The sequence below is a fragment of the Pseudoalteromonas sp. Scap06 genome, assembly GCF_013394165.1.
Lineage (GTDB): Bacteria > Pseudomonadota > Gammaproteobacteria > Enterobacterales > Alteromonadaceae > Pseudoalteromonas.
This window is the reverse complement of sequence record NZ_CP041330.1, coordinates 3,230,567-3,257,335: the sequence shown is the minus strand read 5'-3', so window position 1 is coordinate 3,257,335 and position 26,769 is coordinate 3,230,567. Positions and strand designations below refer to the sequence as shown.

General features: G+C 40.3%; 21 protein-coding genes and 1 pseudogene. 6 read left to right on the top strand and 16 right to left on the bottom strand.

The features are described 5' to 3' along the window. Positions 1–1,092: 1,092 nt before the first annotated feature. Positions 1,093–3,177: an elongation factor G gene (fusA, locus tag FLM47_RS15105; RefSeq protein ID WP_138609530.1), complete on the top strand. Its 2,085-nt coding sequence runs from the start codon at positions 1,093–1,095 to the stop codon at positions 3,175–3,177. A gap of 310 nt (positions 3,178–3,487) precedes the next feature. On the opposite strand, the gene FLM47_RS15100 is transcribed toward fusA, so the two are convergent. The 12 genes from FLM47_RS15100 to FLM47_RS15045 form a co-directional block, all read right to left on the bottom strand. After that, positions 3,488–6,151 (bottom strand): ExeM/NucH family extracellular endonuclease, encoded by a 2,664-nt coding sequence (locus FLM47_RS15100; protein ID WP_178956772.1) that lies wholly within the window; start codon positions 6,149–6,151, stop codon positions 3,488–3,490. Positions 6,152–6,416: 265 nt separating this feature from the next. Beyond that, a complete protein-coding gene (gene hemB / locus FLM47_RS15095) occupies positions 6,417–7,424 on the bottom strand; it encodes a porphobilinogen synthase (protein WP_138609534.1) in 1,008 nt (335 codons plus the stop codon). Positions 7,425–7,436: 12 nt separating this feature from the next. After that, positions 7,437–9,296: a diguanylate cyclase gene (locus tag FLM47_RS15090; protein ID WP_178956771.1), complete on the bottom strand. Its 1,860-nt coding sequence runs from the start codon at positions 9,294–9,296 to the stop codon at positions 7,437–7,439. Then, positions 9,296–10,081 (bottom strand): TatD family hydrolase, encoded by a 786-nt coding sequence (locus FLM47_RS15085; protein ID WP_178956770.1) that lies wholly within the window; start codon positions 10,079–10,081, stop codon positions 9,296–9,298. The genes FLM47_RS15090 and FLM47_RS15085 overlap by 1 nt, the downstream gene beginning before the upstream one ends. Next, positions 10,081–10,590 carry a hypothetical protein gene (locus FLM47_RS15080; RefSeq protein WP_138609540.1) on the bottom strand — a complete coding sequence of 170 codons (510 nt, stop codon included), beginning with the start codon at positions 10,588–10,590 and terminating at the stop codon, positions 10,081–10,083. The genes FLM47_RS15085 and FLM47_RS15080 overlap by 1 nt, the downstream gene beginning before the upstream one ends. Position 10,591: 1 nt before the next feature. Then, positions 10,592–11,332, bottom strand: a complete 741-nt coding sequence (tatC, locus tag FLM47_RS15075) for a twin-arginine translocase subunit TatC (protein ID WP_008108549.1) — start codon at positions 11,330–11,332, stop codon at positions 10,592–10,594. 48 nt (positions 11,333–11,380) lie between these two features. Next, the gene (gene tatB / locus FLM47_RS15070) at positions 11,381–11,713 is read right to left on the bottom strand and encodes a Sec-independent protein translocase protein TatB (protein ID WP_178956769.1); all 333 of its coding nucleotides are present in this window, start codon (positions 11,711–11,713) and stop codon (positions 11,381–11,383) included. Positions 11,714–11,718: 5 nt separating this feature from the next. Continuing rightward, positions 11,719–11,979, bottom strand: a complete 261-nt coding sequence (gene tatA, locus FLM47_RS15065) for a Sec-independent protein translocase subunit TatA (protein ID WP_178956768.1) — start codon at positions 11,977–11,979, stop codon at positions 11,719–11,721. Positions 11,980–12,058: 79 nt separating this feature from the next. Beyond that, positions 12,059–13,660: a ubiquinone biosynthesis regulatory protein kinase UbiB gene (gene ubiB, locus FLM47_RS15060; protein ID WP_178956767.1), complete on the bottom strand. Its 1,602-nt coding sequence runs from the start codon at positions 13,658–13,660 to the stop codon at positions 12,059–12,061. 17 nt (positions 13,661–13,677) lie between these two features. Beyond that, a complete protein-coding gene (locus FLM47_RS15055; protein WP_178956766.1) occupies positions 13,678–14,337 on the bottom strand; it encodes an SCP2 domain-containing protein in 660 nt (219 codons plus the stop codon). 12 nt (positions 14,338–14,349) lie between these two features. Further along, positions 14,350–15,105 carry a bifunctional demethylmenaquinone methyltransferase/2-methoxy-6-polyprenyl-1,4-benzoquinol methylase UbiE gene (ubiE, locus tag FLM47_RS15050; RefSeq protein WP_008108541.1) on the bottom strand — a complete coding sequence of 252 codons (756 nt, stop codon included), beginning with the start codon at positions 15,103–15,105 and terminating at the stop codon, positions 14,350–14,352. Positions 15,106–15,212: 107 nt separating this feature from the next. After that, positions 15,213–16,169, bottom strand: a complete 957-nt coding sequence (locus tag FLM47_RS15045) for a diguanylate cyclase domain-containing protein (protein WP_178956765.1) — start codon at positions 16,167–16,169, stop codon at positions 15,213–15,215. 332 nt (positions 16,170–16,501) lie between these two features. Here FLM47_RS15045 and FLM47_RS15040 point away from each other — a divergent pair, with 332 nt between their 5' ends. Continuing rightward, a complete protein-coding gene (locus FLM47_RS15040) occupies positions 16,502–18,280 on the top strand; it encodes a DUF885 family protein (protein ID WP_178956764.1) in 1,779 nt (592 codons plus the stop codon). A 77-nt stretch (positions 18,281–18,357) separates the two neighbouring features. Then, positions 18,358–19,839: an FMN-binding glutamate synthase family protein gene (locus tag FLM47_RS15035; RefSeq protein WP_178956763.1), complete on the top strand. Its 1,482-nt coding sequence runs from the start codon at positions 18,358–18,360 to the stop codon at positions 19,837–19,839. A gap of 15 nt (positions 19,840–19,854) precedes the next feature. On the opposite strand, the pseudogene FLM47_RS15030 reads toward FLM47_RS15035, so the two are convergent. Continuing rightward, positions 19,855–20,115: pseudogene (locus tag FLM47_RS15030) on the bottom strand (class II aldolase/adducin family protein); the annotation flags it as partial. 113 nt (positions 20,116–20,228) lie between these two features. Between FLM47_RS15030 and FLM47_RS15025 the strand changes: the two are divergent. Both FLM47_RS15025 and FLM47_RS15020 read left to right on the top strand, forming a co-directional pair. Then, the gene (locus FLM47_RS15025; protein ID WP_178956762.1) at positions 20,229–21,002 is read left to right on the top strand and encodes an amidohydrolase; all 774 of its coding nucleotides are present in this window, start codon (positions 20,229–20,231) and stop codon (positions 21,000–21,002) included. A gap of 58 nt (positions 21,003–21,060) precedes the next feature. Continuing rightward, positions 21,061–22,485 carry a mannose-1-phosphate guanylyltransferase/mannose-6-phosphate isomerase gene (locus FLM47_RS15020; protein WP_178956761.1) on the top strand — a complete coding sequence of 475 codons (1,425 nt, stop codon included), beginning with the start codon at positions 21,061–21,063 and terminating at the stop codon, positions 22,483–22,485. Positions 22,486–22,551: 66 nt separating this feature from the next. Here FLM47_RS15020 and FLM47_RS15015 read toward each other — a convergent pair whose 3' ends face one another. From FLM47_RS15015 to FLM47_RS15005, 3 genes are all read right to left on the bottom strand, one after another. Continuing rightward, the gene (locus tag FLM47_RS15015; RefSeq protein ID WP_138609558.1) at positions 22,552–24,708 is read right to left on the bottom strand and encodes a response regulator; all 2,157 of its coding nucleotides are present in this window, start codon (positions 24,706–24,708) and stop codon (positions 22,552–22,554) included. 80 nt (positions 24,709–24,788) lie between these two features. Beyond that, a complete protein-coding gene (locus tag FLM47_RS15010) occupies positions 24,789–25,445 on the bottom strand; it encodes a response regulator transcription factor (protein WP_138609560.1) in 657 nt (218 codons plus the stop codon). A 210-nt stretch (positions 25,446–25,655) separates the two neighbouring features. Beyond that, a complete protein-coding gene (locus tag FLM47_RS15005; protein WP_010392287.1) occupies positions 25,656–26,027 on the bottom strand; it encodes a histidine triad nucleotide-binding protein in 372 nt (123 codons plus the stop codon). Positions 26,028–26,119: 92 nt separating this feature from the next. Here FLM47_RS15005 and FLM47_RS15000 point away from each other — a divergent pair, with 92 nt between their 5' ends. Continuing rightward, complete coding sequence (locus tag FLM47_RS15000; protein ID WP_010392289.1) at positions 26,120–26,722, top strand: DUF2057 domain-containing protein; 603 nt, start codon at positions 26,120–26,122, stop codon at positions 26,720–26,722. The last annotated feature ends 47 nt before the right edge of the window (positions 26,723–26,769 follow it).

Sequence of the window (26,769 nt, the reverse complement as noted above, 5' to 3'; positions counted from 1 at the left end):
TTTCATATCTACCGTCACCGATATGAGCAATGTAGCAAGTAAATGAGTAGGGCGGAAACAGGTCATAAACAGCAAGGGACGTTGTGGTTTATAACAGGTTTCCATAGCTGTTAACGTGCGCCACACGTTTGTTTCAGGGTCGAGAAACACATGAATTTTTCCGTCACAAGAAGCAATGCATGCCTTCTTGTTGATAGTGATTATCAGTTAGATTTGAGTGACTGTCAACACCTTAATGAAAATAGTTCTCATTAAGTTTATGTTGGCTTTATATTAAATTACAGGCATAAAAAAAGCCCGTAAGGGCTTTTTAGTTTCATATCAACCGTCACCGATATGAGCAATGTAGCAAGTAAGTAATAGACGATTATCTGCAATCAATATCAAGGGGCGTTGTGATTAATTACAGATAATCTTGGCTTTAACGTGAGCCACACGTTGTTTCAGGGTCGAGAAACAAATGAACTTTACCGTCACAAAAAGCAATGTACTTTCTTCTTGTTGAGATTGATTATCAGTTAGATTTATATAGTTGTCAACACCTAAATGCAAATAATTCTTATTTTAACTTTTTGTTCATTTATAGTACTAAAGTAAGGGCTGTAAAACGGATTTCATGTTGCGGGGAAAACACTACTTTATGGCTACTATTAAATAAGCTGAAGCGAAGCTATTGGGCAAAAGTAGCCTGTCACTAACCGGTGTTGCCTGTATCTATAAAGTAATAACTGACCTGGCTTTGTTAGAAATTAAAGCCAAAACAGCAGGCAATTTAGTTATTAGCAACAAGGTTAAAACCATGAGTTTTGGGTTACTTTACTAATAAAATGCATATGACAAAAAAGTTGTATTTGCTTCATACCACCACTTAATGGCACTTTTAATGTTCAACAATAACGCTGATAAAGGCTTAAGTCGTTTAAATACGGTTTATAACAAGCCCCTTTTAAGTCCATCTCTTACCTCGAAATATCTTTAAAGCAAGTTTTTTATAAATTGATTGCATTTTAAGCGACTTCTATGGTGATGTTCGCTTTAAGTAATGCTATACTCCCGCCGAATAATTTATCGACTTTATTAAGAGTAAAATTAATGGCAGATTTATCGAAGTACAGAAACATTGGTATTTTCGCGCACGTTGATGCGGGTAAAACCACAACTACTGAGCGTATCCTAAAGCTTACAGGTACTATCCACAAAACAGGTGAGGTTCATGATGGTGAATCGACTACCGATTTCATGGATCAAGAAGCTGAGCGCGGTATTACTATCCAGTCTGCGGCAGTAAGCTGTTTCTGGAAAGATCACCGCTTTAACGTTATCGATACTCCTGGACACGTTGACTTCACAGTTGAAGTTTACCGTTCACTTAAAGTATTAGATGGCGGTGTGGGTGTATTCTGTGGTTCTGGTGGTGTTGAACCACAATCAGAAACTAACTGGCGTTACGCGAATGAGTCAGGTGTTGCACGTATTATCTTCGTAAACAAATTAGACCGTATGGGTGCTGATTTTTACCGTGTAACAGCGCAAGTACAAAAAGTACTTGGTGCTACTCCACTTATCATGACTTTACCAATCGGTATTGAAGATGATTTTGTTGGTGTTGTTGATGTTTTAAACAAGCAAGCATACGTATGGGATGACACTGGCCTTCCAGAAAACTACGAAATCACAGACGTTCCTGCAGACATGGTAGAAAAAACTGAAGAATACCATGAGATGCTTATCGAAACTGCTGTAGAGCAAGACGATGACCTAATGGAAGCGTACATGGAAGGTGAAGTACCTTCAGTTGAAGATATCAAGCGTTGTATCCGTAAAGGTACTCGTGACCTTGCTTTCTTCCCAACGTTCTGTGGTTCTGCATTCAAAAACAAAGGTATGCAATTAGTACTTGATGCTGTTGTTGATTACTTACCTGCACCTACAGAAGTTGATCCTCAACCTCTTATGGATGAAGAAGGTAACGAAAACGGCGAGCATGCAATTGTATCTGCAGACGAACCTTTCAAAGCGCTTGCATTCAAAATCATGGATGACCGTTTTGGCGCATTAACTTTCGTACGTATCTACTCTGGTAAGCTTAACAAGGGTGACACAATCCTTAATGCGTTTACTGGTAAAACTGAGCGTGTTGGCCGTATGGTTGAGATGCAAGCAGATGAGCGTAAAGAGCTTACTTCAGCACAAGCGGGCGATATCATCGCTATCGTTGGTATGAAGAACGTGCAAACTGGTCACACTCTATGTGATCCTAAGCACCCAGTAACTCTAGAGCCAATGGTTTTCCCAACTCCAGTAATCTCGATTGCTGTACAGCCTAAAGATAAAGGCGGTAATGAGAAAATGGGTGTTGCTATCGGTAAAATGGTTGCAGAAGATCCATCTTTCCAAGTTGAGACTGATGAAGATTCAGGCGAAACTATCCTTAAAGGTATGGGTGAGCTTCACTTAGATATCAAAGTAGATATCCTTAAGCGTACTTACGGCGTAGACCTTATCGTTGGTCAGCCTCAAGTTGCTTACCGTGAAACTATCACTCGTGAAATCGAAGATAGCTACACGCATAAGAAACAATCTGGTGGTTCTGGTCAGTTCGGTAAAATCGATTACCGCATCAAGCCAGGCGAAGTGGGTTCTGGTTTCGCGTTCACTTCATCAGTTGTTGGTGGTAACGTACCTAAAGAATTCTGGCCTGCAGTTGAGAAAGGCTTTAAGTCAATGATGGGTGAAGGTGTTCTAGCTGGCTTCCCAGTACTTGACGTTGAAGTTGAGCTTTTCGACGGTGGCTTCCACGCCGTGGATTCATCTGCAATTGCTTTCGAAATCGCTGCTAAAGGCGCTTTCCGTCAGTCTATCCCTAAAGCGGGTGCACAACTTCTTGAGCCAATCATGAAAGTTGACGTGTTCACACCTGAAGATCACGTTGGTGATGTAATCGGTGACCTTAACCGTCGTCGTGGTATGTTAAGCAATCAAGAAGCTGGTTTAACAGGCGTTCGTATTAAAGCTGACGTACCGTTATCAGAAATGTTCGGTTACATCGGTTCACTACGTACAATGACATCTGGTCGTGGTCAGTTCTCTATGGAGTTCTCACACTACGCTGCATGTCCACAAAACGTAGCTGACACTGTAATCGCTGCAGAAAAAGAGAAAAATGCTGCTAAGTAATTAGCACTTTAACTCTTTGAAAAACCCGCACTTGTTGCGGGTTTTTTATTGTCTGAAGTTTGCAAGCAGGTGAATGCTATCAATACCAACCGGCAATAAGACTTAATCATTTTGAGGGGATAAACCAGAGGCTAGCTGCGTTAAAGTTTTCTCAACAAAAATAATTAAAAACGAAATTTTTGCTTTGTTATCGACACAATTTTCCTGTTCTTAATATAACTCACTTAATTAAGTGAATGAGTATAAGTGTTTTTGCTGTTTATAAAAAAAGCCGCTAGTGCGGCTTTTTTATGTTAATAGCAATGTGATATTAATCTACGTACTTGGTTGCTTTATAAGTGAGCTTAACATTACCAAAAGGAATGGCGCCGTTTACACGCACTCGCCACTTACCTTCTTGTGGATTGGTAAAAGAGCAGCTTTCACTATTACCTAGGCTAATTGAAGCACAATCTTTTCTGAAAAGCGTTGGGTTTCTTTTGTGGCGTACAAATAAGTTTGCATCACCCCAGCCACCTTCAAGGCTAACGGTTAACTCGTCGTAACCTTGCGGGATTTCAAAGCTGTAGCTTTTCCACCAAAACCAGCCACCAATATTATTAATTTCGCCAATAATTACTTCAGGTTCTGGCTCAGGTGGCGCGATAATAGTTGAACGAATATCGACAATAACAGGGTCATGATCTGATGCTCTGTAAGGTCCTTGAGCATACAAGCTTGATTGCTGTGCGTCAGATTTAAATTCAACATTATAATCAAGTGAAATAGGTTCATCGGCGTTAATATGCCAATCACTGGCGCTCACTACTTTACTTAATAAGCTCGGGCTTGCTAGGGCGTGATCTAAACTTCCTGCACGACCAGAAAAGCTGTAAGAATAACCTAAAGTGTTGCTATCTAGCTCAGCAACCACATTTTTAAGGCCTTTATCAGCAAATGCACGGATAGGATCTTCCATTGCATACGCGTTCATGTCGCCAACAAGAATGATATCTTCATCATCAACCCCTGTTGGTTTACTATTTAACCAATCAGCAAATGCATTTGCGCCAGCAGTTCTGATTTCATTCCAACATGCTTGACCGTCACCTTGATCAGCATTGCCACCAGTTGCGCTTCTACAACCACCTTTAGATTTAAGATGAGCAACCGCAACAGTAAAGACTTCTTCTGTCTCTAAAGATTTAAAGCTTTGTGCAATAGGTGCACGGTTACTGTAATCGAAAGGCGCATCGGTAGTAATTGCTGCAGTACCCACTTGCTGCACTTTATCCGCACGGTAAATAAGTGCAGTAGTGATAGCGTCGGTGCCTATTTTATCAACACCAAAGTCTACAAATGCATATTGATTTTGACTATCAGCGTCATTAAGTGCATTTACTAAACTAGCAACAGCACTAAATTCGCCAAAACCGTCATTTTCAATTTCCATTAAGCCAATCACATCTGCTTGCATAGCACTGATAGCGCTGACTAGCTTGGCTTGTTGACGAATTAACTCGGCTTCTGAATCAGCACCACGGCTAGTTGGGAAACCGCCACCTTGGCCATCGCCATTAAAGTAGTTAAGTACGTTAAAGCTGGCAACACGCAAATCAGCGTCAGGGTTTAACTCTGGTGCATCGGTGCGTGGATTGGTTGCTATAAACTGAGGTGTTGTTGTTGGGTGAATACGGTAAGTACTAAAGCTGTAAGCTAGCGCACCTGTTACAGAATTTACTGTATCGCCTGTGCGTAAAGTATTCTCTGCTGATAACCCAGGGACAGGATAAGCGATAGGATCGCGGTTTTGACGAGTTGAGCCATCATCTAAGAGTATTTTTTTATTTAGATTTTGTGCTTCAACCGCATTCGCAGCCGCGCCAGGAAGTGCAACTTGAGTACCTTGGTATAAGCGTTCAGTGGCAAGTTCTAGCTCTCCATAGCGACCTAAACCATAATTGTTAGTAACAATAAGCGGCTGCTCTAAGGTAACCAGCATACCTTCAAACGCTTCTAATTCACTTGGTTCGGTGACGGGCAGAGTGACTTTAGTTGGGTAAGCTGAAAGGCCGGTATCACAAATAGCAACTTGACTAACATTGCCAATTTGGGTGGCATCAAAATACTCTTCAACAGTACCTTGTACGCGAACGTGATCACCCACATTAACATCCGTAGTGGCAAAGTAAACAAATACCCCTTCAGAGGTAAGTGGGTTTGCATCTTCATCACTATTAAGTGAATTTACAAAAAAGCCTTTGAGCTGATCATCTGCTTGGAAATCAGCTGTTACTACACCTTCAAACTCAACCACAGTGTTAACTAGTGGGCTGCTTGTGCCTTCGCCTTGAATGCTGCTAATTAATGTTTTTTCAGCGCCACATAATAAAGGCTCTTCAGGTTCTGGGTCTGGATCAGGGTTAGGTGAAGAATTTCCTGCAAATATGCCTAAATCACTAAAGTCATCTTGCTCAAATTGCAGCCATTGCTCGCTTGGGTTGAAACTATCATCGGCGTCAGTGCGCCCATTTAATTCAGTTTCTTTGCGGCGTAATGTTTTATTTTGTGTTTTCACGCCCCCTTCTGACCAAAATGAACCAGGGTCTACACCGCGCTGGCCAAAGCTATCAATAACCACAGAGCCTTGTGTAAGTACCAGTGCATCGTCGCCATTAAAGTTAGTCACGGCGCTGAGTTGGTCAGCTTTTTCTTTTAGTTCTGCTGATGCATTACCATTAACAATCACGTAGGTGCTATTTGCAGCAAGTTCGCCAGTTAAATCGAATGTATTATTTGCATCTGTACTGCCATTTGAATAGAGGCTAAGGGTATGGCCATCTAATGACAGTGGGGTTGTCGAATTGTTAAATAGTTCTATTGCTTTATTATAGCTACTGCCTTCTACGTACTCAGATATAACGAGGTTAGCGGTAGCGGGTGCACTTAGGCTTGCTAATACAAGCGCCAAAGGCGTTATTTTTGTTTTTAACATTATTATTTTTCCCGTGTTTTTGTTTCCCCAAATGGGACGCTTAGTGTAATGAAAAATGATTACAAATAGAATACAGAATGTTAACAAACTTGGTTTTTGTTATTTTTGAGGTTGAATGTACAGTGGGTGTTTGGTTTTAGGTAAGGCAGAACCTATGTAGTGTGATTACTTCCCATAAATAGGGAACGCTGTAAAAATGCCAAATATGTGCTGCCCTTAAACATAAAAAAGGGCAATAAAGCCCTTTTATATCAATATGTCGTTATTATTTATTTAAATAGCGAGCAGCTTGCTTAGCAAAGTAAGTCAGAATGCCGTCTGCGCCAGCGCGTTTAAATGCTAATAAAGACTCCATTATGGTTGCTTCTTCGCTTAGCCAGCCGTTATCAATAGCGGCTTTATGCATCGCATATTCGCCACTTACTTGATAAGCGAATGTTGGAACACCAAACTCATCTTTAACACGGCGAACAATATCAAGGTATGGCATACCAGGTTTAACCATTACCATGTCAGCGCCTTCTTGAAGATCAAGTGCCACTTCGCGAATTGCTTCATCAGAGTTGGCAGGATCCATTTGGTATGTTTTTTTATCAGCGCCTTTTAAGTTACCCGCAGAACCGACAGCATCTCTAAATGGACCATAGTAGCTTGACGCATACTTTGCAGAATAGGCCATAATGCGGGTATGAATAAAGCCATCGGCTTCAAGAGCTTCACGAATTGCACCAATACGACCATCCATCATGTCTGATGGGGCAACAACATCTGCGCCAGCCTCTGCATGTGATAGCGCCTGCTTAACTAAAATTTCGGTAGTGACGTCGTTAATCACATAGCCTGCATCATCAATAATGCCGTCTTGACCATGCACTGTAAATGGGTCAAGTGCAACATCGGTGATCACGCCAAGCTCTGGGAAGGTTTCTTTTAATGCGCGTACTGTTCTTTGAGCTAAGCCATCATCGTTATAAGCTTCTTCAGCGAGTAGAGACTTTTTATCTGCAGGAGTAACAGGAAAAATAGCGAGCGCAGGGACGCCTAAATCTACCAGTTCTTTAGCTTCTTCTAGCAGTAAATCAATTGATAAACGTTCAATACCGGGCATTGATTCAATGCTTTCACGGCGGTTTTTACCTTCAAGCACAAACACAGGATAAATAAGATCATTAATACTCAGCTGATTTTCAGCCATAAGGCGACGAGAGAAATCGTTACGGCGCATTCTACGCATGCGAGTATATGGGAAAAGGTCTAGTCCAGATTGGGCCATAAGTATACGCTCCTACTGTGGGATTGAAAAATTAACCACTTGATTGCGGCCATGTTGTTTTGCTAAATAGAGTGCCTTATCGGCATAATCAGTAAATAGTTCAGGGTTATGAATGTCATCGGCAATTTGGGTATAAACACCGGCACTAATGGTAAAGTCGATAATTGTACCTGCTACATTTACAGTATTATTTGCTATTGCTAGGCGTGTTTGCTCTGCAATGATCAGTGCACCTGGGTTATCAGTATTAGGTAGTAAAATGACAAATTCTTCACCACCATAACGCGCTACTTCGTCAAGTGGGCGCTTAAGCTGTTGTTTAATGGTATCAGATACCGCCCTGATAACTTGATCGCCGGTTAAGTGGCCATAGTTATCGTTAATTGATTTAAATTTGTCGATATCTAGCATAATAATACTCAATGGTGTTTGTTCACGGCGCGAACGACGAATTTCCATAAGTAACTTTTTATCAAAAAAACGTCTATTTTTAATGCCAGTTAGCGCATCTTCCATATTGAGTTGTTCAAGTTCATGGTTTTTATCTTCAAGCTCTCTAAGTGTGACTTGTAATTCAAAGGTGCGTTCATCTACTTGGCTTTCAAGCTCTTGGCGGGTGCGCTCTTGTAATTCGATCCGCTCATTTAATAGCGCATCTTGTGCGGCGCTTTGTGCAATCAATGCTTGCTGTGCTGTTACTTGCTCATCGCGTTGCAATATAAACAATTTTATGACGGTATAGCTTAGACAAAATGAGCAACCTAAAGACGCTGCAAAGGTGAGCATTAAGCTCGCTCTTGTAACAGTGTAGAAGCCTGTTAACGCAATGGAAAAATGAATAACCACAATTAAAAAGAACCCAAGTGCCATTAAGAGCGATTTATTGGGGCTAGTGGGATTTTTACGTAAATAAAATAACGTTGTGACAACATGATAAATTAAAATTACAGGGATGCTCAAAATAGCAAATAAAGCTACGCTGGGAGTAGGAAGCAACCAAATAAGTAAAATAATTAATGCGTATAGTGCGGTAATTATTGTTTGCCCTTTTACTAAATTAGACTCAATAGCGGTGCAAACATGGCGCTGTAAAGGAAGAAACGATATCGTGATCAGCATCAGCAAAATAGGCAGCATTAACTGTTGTAGGTCTGCTATGTTTGAGGGTGCATAACGAAATCCAAATCCGCCTAAGTAAGCTAAAAAGAAGCCGAGCATTAACGTAATTAAACCAGCGTAAGCAAAATAATGTTTACGTGAAAAAGCAAATAAAACCAGACTACTCACCGCTAAAGAAAAAATAAAGCCAATTAGTAATCCATAAAGTAAATTCACCATACTTTTATAAGCTAGTAACGAGTCTTGCTGCCACAGTGTTAATGGTACGCGCAGCCCAATACCTGAATCATTATTAACTTTAAGGTACACAGTAGTTTCACTGTTAGCGGGAAGAGTTAACTTGACTAGTAAAGACTCACTCTTGATTACTCTTTGCGAAAGCGCAAGCGTATCACCTATATGAGTTGATGTGAGTAGTTTATCACCCATAAAGTGAGCAAGGGAAACGTCATTCAAAAGAGGGTTGTCTAGTGACAGTAAGGGCATTAGCGGCTGCGATAACTGATTTTTAATTTTAAATTGAATCCATACAGGTCGAGACTCAAGGCCTAAATTAAGTGGCTTATTATTAAGTAGCAGCCATTCTTGTAAATTACTTTGTCGTGCATCTTCTAATGAGGTAGGAGCAAACGAATAATGAATATCTTCTATTTTTTTTGAATTAAATTCGCTATTTATCTCGATTGCACTTGCAGGAAAACAGGATGCATAAAACACCATAATGAATACCAGCAAAGCGCAAAAGGTTCGCATTATTTTTTCTCTAATCCAAATAAGCGGTTAAAGTTGTCGCTCGTATGTTTTGCCACTTCACAAGCAGAAACACCATAAAGCTGAGCAAGTGTATCACAAACATAATGCAGCAATGCTGGCTCATTACGTCTTGATTTTGGCTTAGGTTTGACAGTGCGAGGGATTAAAAAGGGTGCATCGGTTTCAATTAATAAACGCTCAATGGGAATGCTAGGGATCAGTTGTTGTAATTCTTTGCCGCGTCGTTCGTCACATACCCAGCCGGTAATACCAATATAAAGACCCAGGTTTAAGTAACCTGCAAGTGCTTGTGCATCACCAGTAAAACAGTGCAGTACACCGCGAACAGTAAACTCATTTAAAATAGCAAGCATGTCGTCACTGGCATCACGTTCATGTAAGTAAACTGGCAGATTTAGCTTTTCAGCTAATGCGAGCTGACGACGAAACACATCACGCTGCACATCTCTTGGAGAAAAGTCACGATTGTAATCTAGTCCGCATTCACCAATTGCAATAACTTGCTCATTTTGTGCGAGTTTAGTGAGCTGTTGTTCAAGTTCAGAGGTTGCTGTTTTTGCATCATGAGGGTGAATACCAGCGCTAGCATATTGACCATAGCGTGCAGCAAGTATAAATGACTCCTCACTTGAACTTATATCGCAGCCAATAATTAGCATATGCTTAACGCCGACCTCTTTTGCCCGCGCGAGCACCTCTTGATGCTGACCATCAAATTGATGATTAGTTAAATTTACGCCAGCATCAATTAACGTGTATTGCATTACTGAGTACGTTTTACACGAATTGAGCGGTTTTGATCTGCTTTTTTAAGTAAAAAAGAGTTGAATACGCCACGGCTAATAGTAACAGTGTCACCTTTGTCTAGACTTAATCTATCTGAACCAATTTGACGCCATTGCTGATTATTTTCTAAGGTAATAATTAGCTCACCATAAGGGGCTTTTTTAACATTAGCTATTGTTGATGAAATTGTTTCTTCAGTATTCTTAGTAATGTTTTTATGCTCTAAACCAAACTCTTTTGCCTTGGCAGCCACAGGTGCTGTTGCGACAGCCGTGTCAGCTTTTACATTAGCTTTAACAGATTGTTGTGGTTGTTTATGCGCTGGTTGAGTGAGTGATTTTCCCGCGATAGTGTTGTCGTAACATAGTAAACGATTAAAATCGTTTTCAATAAAACTACAGGCTTGTAACGCTTGCTCATTAATAGGAGTTGCGGCTAAAACCGGTACACTTGCTAAAGCGAGTAAAGAAAGTAAATGCTTATTCATATTATTCCTCAGATTCTTGTTGTGGTTTTGCGGTATAAAATTTAGCTAAAATTAAGCCAAGCTCAAATAAAAGCAGCATAGGCAATGCTAATAAGGTTTGTGATAGCACATCGGGTGGCGTTAAAAACATCGCCACAACAAATACACCGACCACTATATAAGGGCGTTTCTCTTTTAGACTTTGTGTGGTTGTTGCACCACTCCAACAAAGCAACATAATCGCAACTGGGATTTCAAATGCAATACCAAAAGCAAAAAATAGCTTAAGTACAAAGCCTAAATAGCTACTGATATCCGGTGCTAGGGTCATCATTTGAGGACCTGCACTGGTGAAAAACCCTAAAATAATTGGCAGTACTACAAAGTAGCAAAAAGCTATGCCACCATAGAATAAGAAAATACTGGAAGCTAATATGGGCATGAGCATTTTCTTTTCGTGCTGATATAAACCGGGGGCTATAAATCCCCAAATTTGATGTAAAATCCAAGGGATCGCAGCAAATAAAGCAACAAACAACGTAAGTTTAAAGGGGGCAAAAAATGGCGCGGTGACATCTGTTGCTATCATAGTGGCAGTACTAGGTAAATGAGCGACTAAAGGAGCCGCCACAAACGTATAAATATCGTTTGCAAAGTAAACCAAACCAATAAATATCACTAAAATACTTAATAGTGATTTTATCAGCCGGTCACGTAATTCGATTAAATGAGCGACAAACCCTGACTTTACTTCTTCAGTCATTGTTTTCTATACCCTGCATTAAGCGCATGAAAAAAGAGAGTGCCATAATTACTTAGAGTCATCTGTTGATTGGTTATTAGTGGCTTGGCTTTGATCTTTTTTATAGCTGTGAGTAACTGATTGCGCTGCTTGTTGCAGCTCAGAAACAGAGTTTTGTAGGTCAGGGCTTAAATCTTTAAGACCTTGTTGCTCTGCTTTTTTTAGGTTTTCATGTAACTCGTTTACACGCAGCTCTTCACTTACTTCCGCTTTTACTGAGTTAGCCATTGCTTTGGCTGTTTTTACCCAGCGGCTTACGGTTCTAATAGCAACAGGTAAGCGTTCTGGTCCAAGTACCACCAAGCCGACAATAAATACCACAACAAGCTCCCACATTCCCATGCTGGTTAAACCTTGTTGTTGTCTTTGGTTTTGTCAGTTGTATTTATATCGGCAGGTTTTGACTCTGCTGAATTTTGTATCTGTTCCGCTTTATCTTCGCTGGCTTGTTTCTCAGTATTTTGGTCATCAGACATGGCTTTTTTAAAGCCTTTTACTGCGCCACCTAAATCACCACCTATACCGCGTAGTTTCTTCGTACCGAATAAAAGTACAATGATTGCAAGTACAATTAATAATTGCCAAATACTAATACCACCAAAACCCATGGTTTTCTCCTGCTTTTAAGCCATAAAATAATAAGGTTAAGTGCTGATTATACGCCCAAAGCGGCAAATAGCACTTAGTTTATGCGCAGCGCCAAGCCGCTATAAAGCCAATAACAGCACAACTTAAGACAACGCCAGCAGCGATTAAGTTGTGTTGTAAATAAAATAAAGCTGAGACAATCATCGCTGCACTACTAAACAACCCTAAAACCAATGGTTTATGTGAAACTTTAACTGCAGGTACGTGAGAGTGTGGTGCTCGCTTTAAATTTTGATAAATTAAATCGGGTAGTTCAGGCATTTTTTCTGCCCAAAACGGTAAGTTTGCATACATTTGCTTTAGCACAGACAGCGGACCAACTTGTTGTTTAACCCAGTCTTCTAAAAATGGCTTTGCTGTTTTCCATAAATCCAGTTGTGGATATAGCTGGCGACCTAAGCCCTCAACATATAACAAAGTTTTTTGTAGTAATACGAGCTGTGGTTGAACCTGCATATTAAAACGACGTGCGGTATTAAATAAGTTAACCAATACATGACCAAATGATATTTCAGCCAGTGGTTTATTAAAAATAGGTTCGCAAACGGTGCGAATAGCAAATTCAAACTCTTCAATGCTGGTATCAGGTGGTACCCAGCCTGAATCAACATGTAGCTGTGCTACCTGACGGTAGTCGCGGTTAAAAAAGGCAATGAAATTTTCAGCTAAATAGCGTTTATCTTCTTTATTGAGTGTTCCCACAATACCGCAATCAATACCAATATATTTAGGGTTGTGCGGGTGTTCGCGGGAGACAAAAATATTGCCTGGATGCATATCCGCATGAAAAAAACTGTCGCGAAACACTTGGGTAAAAAATACCTCTACTCCGCGCTCTGCTAATAACTTCATGTTGGTGTTTTGTGCCATCAATGCTTCAGTATCTGACACCGGAATACCGTAAATACGTTCCATAACCAGAACATTACTGCGGCTATAGTCACTGTATACTGCAGGGATATAAAGTGATTCTGAACCTTCAAAGTTACGCTTTAATTGAATACCATTAGCGCCCTCACGCATTAAATCAAGTTCATCGAGTAATGTTTTTTTATACTCTTTAACCACTTCTACAGGGCGTAAGCGTTTGGCTTCGTTAATTAACTTACCAACAACCTTAGCTAATTTTTCCATTAGTGCTAAGTCGGCATTTATTTGCTGTTCAATATTAGGACGTATAACTTTAATAACAACATCTTGCGGTTCACCTTGAGGATCAACAAGGGTAGCTGTATGCACCTGAGCAATTGAAGCCGATGCCAGAGGTGTTTGTGAAAAGTCGCTAAATAGCTGGCTAATATTATCTATTTCTAATGCTGTTTCGATGATTTTCTGTGCCAATTCACCTTCAAACGGTTCTACCTGATCTTGTAAAAAGGCTAACTCCAATGCGATATCATGAGGTAATAAGTCGCGTCGAGTTGAGAGCATTTGGCCAAACTTTATCCACACAGGGCCAAGTTGTTGCAGAGCTAAGCGAAGTCTTAAGCCTGGGGGTTTATCTTTGTGTTGATTGCGTAACCAAAACAAGCTGCCACGTGCGATTTTAGCAAACCAGGGTACTTTGTGTTTAGGTATAAGCTCATCAAGTCCGAAGCTAAGCAGGGTTTTAGTTATGTAATACAGTCGGGCAGTTGACACAAAAAATCCTTAGCGCGTTAAAGGGCTTTAATTAGGGCGTTAATACGTTGCTCAATGGCGGCAACTTGGCCTTTTAGTGCTCTATTTTGTTGTTTAAATTGCTCAAGCTCTAATGGGTGAATGGTGATTGCCAGTTCGTCTTGGCACACACTAATAAAAGTACTGTCGAGCTGAGACTTTGCTTTTTTACCTTGCTGCTTAAGCGACTGCAAGTGCAAATAAAGTTGTTGTGCAGGCGCGTCGCCAATATGCTTGGCTAGTTGCTCTGGCCAATCAATATCTACACTTGAAAAAGCTGAACTATAGCTTTGGGCTATGTTTAAATCACCTTGTAAATCAAGCTTATCTTGGCGAATAAGTTGAGTCAGCATGGCTGGGTTTTTCAGTGCTAACAACGTATCTATATTGGCGCTGATCATACAATCAGCGTCAGCATGTTCGAATGCAGTGTAAAGATGTAGCTGCTGATTGGCATAAGTAATGGTTATTTTTTGCTGCCAGTCTCTAACCTCAACTAATAAGCGCTGATGCTCTACCGTTTTTAGTTTATCGAGTAAGCTCGGATCGAGTTTAAGTGCTTGATTTAATACTTGCTCAATAAGCGAAAGTACAAAGCTCGGTAGCATAAAAAAACTGCCTGCAGCCGGTTGTTCTTTACTGTGTTCTTCAAGCGCCATAAGTTACTAACCTTAGTATTTAAATCCACGATGCAGGGCAACAATGCCACCAGTTAGATTTTGATAAGTCGCTTGCTCAAACCCTGCTTCGACCATCATCGCTTTAAGGGTTTCTTGATCTGGGTGCATACGAATTGACTCTGCTAAGTATTGGTATGATTCACTGTCGTTAGCAACTAGTTTACCCATAGTAGGTAAGATGTTGAAAGAGTAAAAATCATACGCCTTGCTGAGAAGCTCTTGCTCTGGTTTTGAAAACTCAAGAATGAGTAAACGACCCCCTGGTTTTAAAATGCGGTACATAGAGCGCAATGCTTTATTTTGATCCGTCACGTTACGTAAGCCAAAAGCAATCGTAATTAAATCAAAACTATTATCAGGGAAAGGTAAGGCTTCAGCATTCATTTGTACGTAATCAATGTTGCCTACAAGGCCTAAGTTATGCAGCTTTTCGCGGCCTACTTTTAACATTGAAGAGTTTATATCACCTAAAACAACCTGACCGGTTTCGCCAACAAGCTGGCTAAACTTTGCAGTTAAATCGCCAGTACCGCCGGCTAAATCTAATACATGATGACCTTTACGAATACCTGAGCTGGCAATTGTTTGACGTTTCCATAAACGATGAATACCAAAAGACATGAGATCATTCATAACATCGTACTTTGTCGCAACAGAATGAAATACATCAGCAACCATAGAAGCTTTTTCGGTTTCGGCAACAGTTTTATAGCCAAAATGCGTGGTCTTTTCAGGGTTCTCGTTCATGATTAATCTCTATCGTGGTAATAGAGACTAGTGTACTTGATTGTGCACCAAGGGTGCAATTTGAATATGATTTATCAGCTAATTTATTGTGTGAACAGTGTGCTTTGCTATTGAGATGCACGTGATTTAAACGCCGCGTTTGAGGCACTTTTAACTAGTTGGTTAAAGTCGCCTTGTTGTTCCGTAATCCCTAATGAGAGAGAAATGGGAGGGAGTTTTAAATCGCTTTTTGAACTGATAAAACGTAGCTTTTCGACCCCAGCTATTACTTTCTCTGCAATCAATTTAGCTGTTTCGGGCTCAATGTTAGCAAGTAGAACGATAAATTGGTCTTTTGCAGAGCGCCCGGCTAAGCCACTTTGCGAAACATACTTTTGAACTTGCTTAGCTACTTTATTTAAAATCACTTCGCCAATTGCATCACCAAAGTTATTAATAAAATGCTCTAAATTATCAATTTGAATGGCAATTGCTGAAATTGACTTGTCTTGTTTTAGCCATAATTGTGTTTGCTTAGTTAAATAATGGCGTTTGTATAAGCCTGTTTGCGGATCAATGACATGTTGTTTGCGCAAGGTATTGAGTTGTTTTTTAGTTGTTTCGTGTAGTTTTTTTGCCTGACTTAGGTCTTGTTTAAATTGCGCTTGTTGCGAGAACAGTAACTGCGTTTGCTCATTAAGTCTTTCTAAGGCGATGCGGCTATTAGCAATATTATTTTCATCTAAAGAATGTAAGCAGTCATTAACATGACCTGCGAAATCGTTAAGTTTTTTTTCGGTTTGCTGTGCATTTCGCGATAGTGAGTTGATCACGCCATTGACGTTTTCAATCATTGCTACTTCGGTTTTATGACCCTGATTTAAATATTCAAAATAGAGTTGCTCAATAAATAGCTCATCAATATTTTGTTGGGCATCTATGGCTTCATCAATAGCATTGTTAAGCGCAAAATGGATTTTACTAATGTATGTATACACAACTTGAAAATTTAAGGGGGTAGGAGGCAAAACATGATGCTCTAAAAACATACATACTTTTGTCATTTTTTCTTGTGCTATAGCCATGGAATCATGGAACATCATTTGCAATTACCAACCAAATACGCATAAATGCTGATTTATAAAACTCGTCCAATGAGGCAATTTGCTTCCAAGCACAGATACAATAATCATTATATCTGTTATTTAAAAGTAAAATGAGTCGTAGTTGGCTAAAATGGCGCTATAATTTCAATAACCGTTGTTTTTTTGAGCAATTACTCTAATTGTTAAGTATTAACTTAAGTTAATAAAATGATTACTACCGTATATTTTCGCAATTGGTCGTATATTTATTTGCTATTTATTTAGGCTACGATAGGTTTATCACATCTGTAACGTCACTAAGCTCAATAACTATGAATTTATCTCTTTCAAAAAAAATGCGTCTTTCCTTATTAAGTGTCACCTTAATGTGTTCATTAAGCGCGTGTCAGCTAACTACAATTAACGCCAATCAGCAATTTACGCAAACGGCCGAAAATATCGTAAAACATCGCCAAAATGTAAGTCCGTACAGTAATCCTGAGGGTGTTGATGGCTATTTACTTCCTAACTTATCAGCTGACTTTTTAGCGCAGCAGTATCAAAAAAACACGCAGTTATTGGCTGATTTAGATGCAATAGATATGAGCAAGCTGAGTGACGAAAACCAAATTAACTACAGTATTATTCGAGCGCAAGTGCAAAATAGTGTTGATGAATATGTATTTAACGCACACTACATGCCTTTAACGTCAGAGTATGGCTTTCATTCAAGCCTATCGTTTATTGTTAATAGCTCGGATTATAAAACTGCACAAGATTATCAAAACTACCTAAAGCGATTACAGCAAGTGCCGCGCTTTTTTGAGCAAAACATAGGCTGGATGCGTAAAGGATTAGAAGTTGGTTTAACTCAACCCAAAGCGGTATTAATTGGCTACCAAGACTCTATTACTGCCTACATTGTTGACGATGTAACACAGTCTGAATTTTACAAGCCGTTTTTAAACAATACCGCTGGCTTAAGTGATAGTGCATTTGCAGCGTTACAACAACAAGCTAAAGCAATTATTAGCAGCCAAGTTATTAAAGCCTATAAAGATTACTTAACTTTTTTTAATACTGAATACTTACCTGGCGCGCGCAGTGATATTGGTATTTCGTCAACTCCTAATGGCGAAGCCTTTTATGCAAATCGTGCTAAGTATTACACCACGACACAAATGACCCCAAAAGAAATCCATGAGCTGGGTTTAGCTGAGGTGGCGCGTATTCGCAGTGAAATGGAAGCGGTCATCAAAGAGGTGGGTTTTAAGGGCACGTTTGCAGAATTTATCCACTTTTTACGTACTGATCCGCAGTTTTACGCCACAACGCCTGAACAATTATTAAAAGAGGCCGCGTACATTGCCAAAAAAATGGATGCACAGTTACCTAAATTATTTCATACCTTACCACGCAAACCCTATGGCGTAGCGCCGGTGCCCGCCAATATTGCACCTAAGTACACTACTGGGCGCTATTCAGGTTCGAGCCGTGATGATCAAGCCGGTTTTTATTGGGTAAACACGTACGCTTTAGATAAACGACCACTCTATGCTTTAGAAGCGTTAACGCTGCACGAAGCCGTACCGGGCCATCATTTACAAATATCACTCAATGCAGAGCTTGAAAGCTTACCTAGCTATCGCCGAGATGCCTATTTATCAGCATTTGGTGAAGGCTGGGGGTTATATTCAGAGTACTTAGGGGTTGAGGCTGGTTTTTATCAAGACCCATATAGCAACTTTGGTCGTTTAACCTACGAAATGTGGCGTGCTGCACGTTTAGTGGTTGATACGGGGATGCATATGTATGGCTGGAGTCGAGAGCGTGCAATGAACTTTATGGCTGATAATACGGCACTTTCATTACATAATGTAAAAACGGAAACCGACCGTTATATTTCGTGGCCAGCACAAGCGCTGTCTTACAAAATTGGTGAGTTAACAATTAAACGTCTGCGCGCAGAGGCTGAGCAAGCATTAGGTCAGCAATTTGATATTCGTGAGTTTCATCATCAAATATTGCGCCATGGCTCAGTACCTTTGTCGGTGCTTGAGCAACAAATACGTTTGTATATACAAGCAGAGTTAGCAAAAACAGATAGCTAAAAGCGCATTATTTTGAAACTATAAAAGTGTGGTGTTATTTGATGGCATCACGCTTTTTTAGCATTTAAGGATAAGTAATGAGTCAGTTTATAATGTTCAGTATCGATGTGTTTGCCAGCCTATTTATTGTTGCATTGGGATTGCTGGTTGTATTAATTGCTATTTTTTATATTCGAGATGTTACGCAAACAAAGCATGCTATTAGGCGTAATTATCCCGTGATTGGACGTTTTCGTTATTTCTTTGAGCGCCAAGGTGAGTTTTTTAGACAGTATTTTTTTGCCCTCGATCGTGAAGAAATGCCCTTTAATCGCGCCGAGCGCAGTTGGGTCTACCGCGCGGCTAAAGATGTTGATCACACGGCCGCTTTTGGTTCAACTCAAAGTTTAGAGGCCACAGGCACAGTCATGTTTATGAACTGTGCGTTTCCTACCTTAGATGAAGAAGCCTTAGCGCCGAGCAACATAACGCTTGGCCCTTACTGTAAATTTCCTTACACCACAAATTCGCTATTTAATATATCGGGCATGAGCTTTGGTGCGCTATCCAGCCCGGCTGTACGTGCACTATCGAAGGGGGCAAAATTAGCAGGATGTTGGATGAACACGGGGGAAGGCGGCCTTAGTCCGTATCACTTAGAAGGTGGCGCCGATATTGTATTTCAAATTGGCACCGCAAAATACGGTGTACGCGACGAGCAGGGAAATTTAAGTACAGAAAAGCTAAAAGCCGTTGCTGCGCATCCAGCAGTTAAAATGTTTGAACTGAAAATGAGCCAAGGAGCTAAGCCCGGAAAAGGCGGCATGTTACCTGGGCGAAAAGTGAATGCTGAAATTGCCAAAATAAGAGGCATACCCGAAGGGCAGGATTCTATTAGCCCAAATGGGCACCCAGAGATAAAAAATCCAAGCGATATTCTAGACATGCTTACCACCATCAGAACTGCAACGGGTAAACCAACAGGCTTTAAAGCGGTTATTGGTGAACATACTTGGTTAGAAAGTTTATTCGCCGAGATTAATCATCGTGGTATTGAGTCCGCGCCCGACTTTATTACTATTGATAGTGCGGATGGCGGTACCGGCGCAGCACCACAATCTTTATTAGATTCTGTAGGGTTACCGCTTAAAGAAAGCCTCCCTTTAGTTATACAGCTATTAAAGAAACATGGTCTTAGAGAGCGAGTTAAAATTATTGTTTCGGGTAAATTAATTGTGCCTTCCAAAGTCGCATGGGCATTAGCACTAGGAGCCGACTTTGTAGTTTCTGCCCGAGGGCATATGTTTGCACTAGGCTGCATTCAGGCTATGCAATGTAATAAAGATACTTGCCCAACAGGAATTACTACGCATAATGAACGTTTACAACGTGGTTTGAATGTTGAAGATAAAGCGCAGCGAGTTGCAAATTATAATAAATACATCCATTACGGTGCGGGGCTTATTGCACATTCTTGTGGCGTTACCAGTGCTCGCGAATTAAAACGCAAACATGTACGTATAGTACAAGAAAGTGGCCTTTCTGAGCCGCTAGATAAAATGTACGAGCATTACCATTAAATACTTGCTTGTTAGTTATCGATGATGAGGTGTATTGCTCGCTCGAATGCCGGTGATTTTTAATCGCTCTAATTCGCAGCTAAACAAAAACTCTAGTGCTTCTAGGTGGCGACGCACTTCAGCAATATTTTTGCCAACTGCATATAAGCCATGATCGCGAATTAATACACCAAATTTAATCGGTGAGTGCAAATGGTGATCGCTAACTAATAAGCTTAAACGGTCAATATCATGGCCGTTATCAAAAATAGGAATGCTTAAGGTTTCTAAATGAGACCACTGTTGTGGTAATCGATGGATATGCAATACAAGCAGCCTAATGGCGATAAAGTTATTCGTTTATGTTTTGCTTAAAACGATCAAATCCTAATAGAGGCGGCGCAGATTTTATGTCAACTTTAACTTTAGCACTATTACAAAACTCATTGCATTGGCTCGATAAAAAAGCCAATTTAGCTATGTTTGAACAACAACTTGCCAACATCACCAATAAACCAGATTTAATTGTATTGCCCGAAACCTTTGCCACTGGATTTGCGGTTAACCTTGATTGTGGTGAGGCTGAAAATGGCTCAGTACTGAGTTGGCTTAAAACACAAGCTAAACAACATAATGCAGTGATTGCAGGCTCAGTATTGGTAACCCAAGGAGACAAAAAGGCCAACCGGTTTTATTGGGTACAACCAAATGGAGAAGTGAGCTATTACGATAAGCGCCACTTATTTTGTTTGGGTAACGAGGGTGAATTTGTAGTGCCAGGACAAACCCGTAAAGTGTTTGAGCTCAATGGGTTTAAAATTTTACCGCAAGTTTGCTACGATTTACGTTTTCCGGTGTTTCAGCGCAATAACAATGACTACGACGTGATGATTAATATTGCCAACTGGCCTGCGGCAAGGCGTAATGTGTGGGACACTTTATTAATGGCGCGAGCAATGGAAAACCTGTGCTACGTGGTTGGCGTAAACCGGGTTGGCGAAGATGGCAATGGTATTGACCACAGCGGTGGAACCGCAGTGTATGACTTTAAAGGTGAGCCACTGATTAAAGCGCATGATGACCAGCAAGCATTATTAACAATCACGTTAAATAAAGCGCCGCTTGATGAGTTTAGAGCTAAATTTCCGGCACATTTAGATGCCGATGCTTTTGCATTGGTATAAATTAGCGCCCAGCCGATAAAGTGCTAAAATAACCGCTGATATTTTTATTGGCGGCTTTATGAATACAACCCTTATTACACCGGTAATTTTAGCTGGCGGCATTGGTACACGGCTTTGGCCGCTATCGCGCCAAGCAATGCCAAAGCAGTTTTTATCTTTGCTTGATGATAATAACCAGCAGTCGTTATTACAAAGTACCTTATTACGAGTTGCAACTGAGGGCTTTAATCCCGCTATTTTGGTCTGTAATGAACAGCATCGATTTATTGCCGCAGAGCAGGCAGCATTTGCAAAACCCTATGCCATAGTACTTGAGCCAGAAGGCAAAAATACCGCACCAGCTATCGCTCTTGCCGCGCACTATGCTTTAAAAAATAATATCACGGGCCCTTTGTTGGTGATGCCTGCCGATCATCATATTGCAGACTTTACCGCATTAACGGCTCAGTTATCCGATGCGATTAAACTTGCTGAGCAAGGTAAATTAGTTACATTTTCAATTACGCCGACAGAGCCACACACAGGTTATGGTTATATAAAACAGGGCGCAGCCATTAAAGATACCTGTTGCTTTGAAGTTGACCAGTTCAAGGAAAAGCCTGATTTAGCAACTGCATTAACTTATTTAGCTGAGGGCGGTTATAGTTGGAATAGTGGTATGTTTTTATTTACTCCCGCGGCATATCTAAAAGAACTGGAACGCTTTGCCCCTAAAATTGCTAAAAGTGTTGCTAGTGCCACTGACTTTAAACAAGACTTAGCGTTTACCAGAGCAAATGCCCATGCACTTGAATCTTGCCCAAATGACTCAATTGACTACGCTATTTTAGAGCGCAGCAATAATGTAGTGGTAATGCCTGTGGCGTTAAAGTGGAGCGATGTCGGCAGTTTTTCTGCACTGGCTGCGCTTGCAGAAAAGGATTCGCAGGGTAACAGTCAAAATCAGCAACATATTGCACAGAATAGTATTAATAACCTAGTTATTAGCGAAGATGGGCACACAATTGCTACTTTAGGTGTGAGCGATTTAGCGATTGTACATACTCATGATGCCACCTTGATTGCAAAACAAGATTCGCTTGAAGGCTTGCCTTTAATACTTAAGCAATTGGCAATTACGCAAAATGACAAACTGGCGCATCATCAGGTGGTTTACCGCCCTTGGGGACATTATCGTACGTTAATAGAAAGTATCGGCTTTAAAGTTAAAAAAATTACCGTAAAAAGTGGTGAAAAACTCTCAACCCAGCGTCATCAGCATCGTGCCGAGCATTGGGTGGTTGTCTCAGGTACTGCAGATATATGTATTGACCAGCAAGGCTTAACACTGACCCATGACCAATCTTGTTATATTGGTGCAAAACAACTGCACAGCTTAGCGAATAATCAGCCCGAACCCTTAATTGTTATTGAAGTGCAAACGGGTGCCATATTGGATGAAAGTGACATAGAGCGATTTGATGATGTATACGGTAGAAAATAACAGTATAAATAGTAAATATGGTTGATCATTTGTTACGGTCGTAAAACTTGGTAGCCCGTAACCGTATTACTCTAGCCCTTGGCGCACATACCTTAAATAGGCTTCTAAACTGTGTTGCCACAGTGTGCTGGCTTCATTTAATGAGTTATTTAATGGCTTTTTATCAAGCAAGCGTCGTTCTATTTTTTTCAGTGCCAGTCCATAGCTATTAAAACCAAGTTGCATTGCGGTGCTGGCTTGGCGATGTAATAACTTAATGCATTGCTCGGGGTCTTGCTCTAATAAAGCTTGGCAACGGCTCAGCTTATTACGCGCAGATAGGATAAACTCATTATAAATAGAAGATACTTCGTCAATACTAAAAGAGCTTGTTAAGGTCTCTGTTGCGGTTTCATCGTATAACGTATCAATCAGCTCGACGGCAATGCTAGCTGTTTGTGTTGACTGTGAATCACTCAATGCTTGGCGTAGTTTTTCTTGCTTTAATGGCTTGCCAACAATGTCTTTAATACCCAGTGCTAAGTATTCTTTTATTTCATCAGGGCTCAAACTGGCAGTAAAGGCCAGCACCGGAGTTCGCTGATTTTTATGCTCCACTCGCTTGAGTGTTTTTAGCACTTGCTGCCCTGTTAAATCGGGTAAGTTCATATCAAGTAACACCACATCAAAGTGGTATTTTTTCATCAACTCAATCGCACTTTTGCCATCTTTAGCGAGCTTAATTTTATGTTCGTCGTCAGCCATAAATTCAACGGCTATTTTTTGGTTTAAATCTAAATCTTCAACAAGTAACACATCAAGTCCGGTTAAATAATCCTTACTTTGATGGCGCTGCTCTACAAGGCTAAGTTCACCTATTGCTAGTGTCATGTTAAAGCTAAATACGCTACCCACTCCCAGCTCACTGGTGATTTCTAGTTGGCTATTTATTTTATCGAGAAGGCGACTAGTTATAGCCAGACCAAGCCCCGTTCCGCCTTTTTCCTTACCGGCGCTGCTTTGAATGTAGGGCTCAGTTAAGTAATCAATTTCATCTTTTTCAATACCCGGGCCTGAATCGAGTACGCTTACTTTAAGAGTATGATCGAGCTGAGTTTCATTAATTAAATCAATTTGCACTTTTACTGTGCCGGTGTCGGTAAATTTAATCGCATTACCAACAAGATTAATAATGATTTGTCTGAGCTTTTGTTGGTCGCAGTAATAACAGGCTTTATCAGGGATGTTACAGGCAAGCTCAAATTTAAGCTGTTTTTGTTCGGCCAGAGGACTTAACAGCAGGCATAAGTTTTGTAGCCAAGTTTTGAATTCTATGTCTTCTTCGTACAAGGCTTCGTCATGCTGATCTAAGCTTGCGTATTCCAGTACTTTATCTACTAGTAAGTTGAGCGACTCAGCTGAGTTGATAATGGCTTCGCAATAAGCTTTATTGCGGCTGTCGCTAGTTTGGTTTAACACCAGTTGTGCGCTGCCTAAAATGCCGTTTAATGGGGTGCGTATTTCATGGCTTATAGTTGATAAAAAGAGCCCGCGAATCTCTAAGTCTTTGTGTGCTTTTTCGGTAAGTTTATTAAGCCTTAATTCTCTGCGTTCATTACACAATAGAGCCATACCGGCTGCATAAAACATAGGGGCAATCACACTGTTCAAAAATAATAGTGAGTCAAACCATGGGTTTAATATTGCATCTTGTTGTGCAACGCGATCCATAAAAATAGTTCGAGTGATAAAACTGGCTGCAACCAAGGTTAAAATAATAATGTAAACAATACTGGCATTAGGATAAGGTTTTCGCGCATATTTAAAAAAAACAAATAGTAAAAAAGCGGCTTCTACAATATGTTGAAAGTCAGAAATATAAACCCGTGAGCGCATAGATGGCTGAAAAAAAGTGAAGTAAACAAGCAATAAAGCGCTGGCAGCGGTAAATAGGCAAACAAATTTAAAACCACGACCACGATAATTTAAAAACTGACTCAGCGATAAGCAATGCACAATGGACGCTAAAAACATCATGCTATTAGCAAAGGTAATGGCAAGCTTTTCAGGGATTTTACCTATGAGCGCAAAGCCCACAATGGCGGCTAATAGTAGTAAAGGGTAGGAGATATAAAGTAACGTGCCGGGGACATGCTTATTGGTACGCCAAGTTAAAAAGTTCAGTAACGTCATCACTGTCATAACAGCGATACTGGCAAAATAAAGCGTAAATGAGTCGAGCATTAAGACCCCAACAGCGATTTTTAAAGAAGATATAAAAACAGGCACCTGAAGTGCCTGTATTAAATTTATTTAAATAAGCCTTAACGAATTTCGTCAGGAATATTTTGTTGTGCCCAAGAGAGTAGTTCAATACGGTTACGGCATTTAGTTTTTCTAAATGCGCTGTATAAGTGAGTTTTAACCGTGTGTGGGCTAATGCTTAACTCTTCAGCAATTTCTTTATTTTTCGACCCGTTACTCATTAACGAGATAATCGCTTTTTCACGTTTAGTGAGTTTGATTGGCTCAATATCGCCATCAGTTAGCTTATGTAGTGCGTCTTTGTTAAATTGCAGCATACGGTTGAGCGCATTACACATAATATCACGACGATACCAAAGCTGATCTTCAAGTAGTAAACGAATCCCTTTCATTAATACGTCAGCATTATCGGTGGTGTAAAATACACCGCGAATACCACTGAGTAATGCACGATTAGCAAGCTCTGGGTTTTCATCTAAATTAAACAACACAATATCGCATTTGACGCGTAAATTAACGAGCTGCTCTTTTAGCTTAGTCCATGCGTCTTTACTTGATGTTTCAATGAACAATAAGCGAGTACCTACCGGAACATCTAAAATATTCGTACCTGTAGTTACGTCTAGGCCCTGCGTTTTTAACAAAGGCTCTAAAACGTTAATACCAATAGTGTTAATTGGTTCTTCATCTAACAACAAAAAGGCTGAACTGCTCATGTATTTTACTCTTTTATAAAGCTGGCTAATTAATCTTACCACGATCCCTGCACACCTTTTGTATTAGGGAGTAACAATTTCACTGGCGAAAAGGTGCGATTTACGATTATTTAAACATAAAATGTTGCAAATAAGTAATTGTTTTTTTGGTATATAAGAAAAACGCCGTATTTTTAATGTATTTTTTAAGATACAGGATTTAATGAGTGATTATAGCGCAACTTTTTTAGTGTTTTGATACGGAGGCCAGCCCATTTCTTTTCCCGCTAGCATATGCAAATGAATATGGTAAACGGTTTGTCCACCGTGTTCATTGCAGTTCATCACCACGCGGTAGCCGTCATCGCTAAAATTAAGTTGTTTGGCAAGCTTAGCCGCTACCACATATAGATGACCAACAAGATGTGAGTTTTCCTCAGTGACATCATTAATCGTGGCAATGGCTTGTTTAGGAATAATCAACGCATGAAAGGGTGCTTGAGGGTTAATATCTTTAAATGCAAGTGCTAGGTCGTCTTCGTAAATAATGTCAGCAGGAATTTCACGATTAATAATTTTAGTAAAAATAGTCTCTTGACTCATAATGATGACTCTAATTTTTTCGATTAATATGTATACCACTAATGACAAATTTTGCCAGCAGTGTCAAACTGAAATCAACTAAAGGAGTAATTATGCGTAAATCAATATTATTAGGCAGTGTAGCGGCGCTCTTGGTGAGTGCATCTAGTTTGGCAGAAAACATTCACTTTCCCGAGGAGTTTGTTCCTTTACAAGTGGGTGAACGAGTCATTGAAAGTTCGATTTTTAGTCGTGTTGATGATGTTGAGTTAGCACCGGGTACTTATCAGTTAAAGCTTAAATACACAGATTTATATGATTTAGGTTATGACGATCACGAAGTGATTGAGTCAGAGCCCTTTTGGGTCAATGTAACCGTTGAAGCAGGTAAAGATTACACCTTAGTATTTAATCGTGCTGAAAATGCGGTGGCAGCAAAAGTATTTGCTGAGGCACCGCAAGTAAGCTTAAAAGCAAAAGGCAGTACCTTAGCTGAGCCATTAAATGTGATAGCTGAACGACAACTACAAAGTTCACAGTTTAATCAGCAGGCCTCAGAAACCCCTGCCGGCCCACAAAAACCAAGTCGCCCAATTAAACCGATTGCGCCAATTAATGGTAAGGGCATGCCAAGCGCTGCCAATATGCTCGACTTTTGGTGGCAACAAGCAACGCTCGCTGAAAGGCAGGCTTTTTTAGATAAAGTAACAAAATAATTAAGCATTAAAAAAGGGCCAAGTTGGCCCTTTTTAATTTATTGATA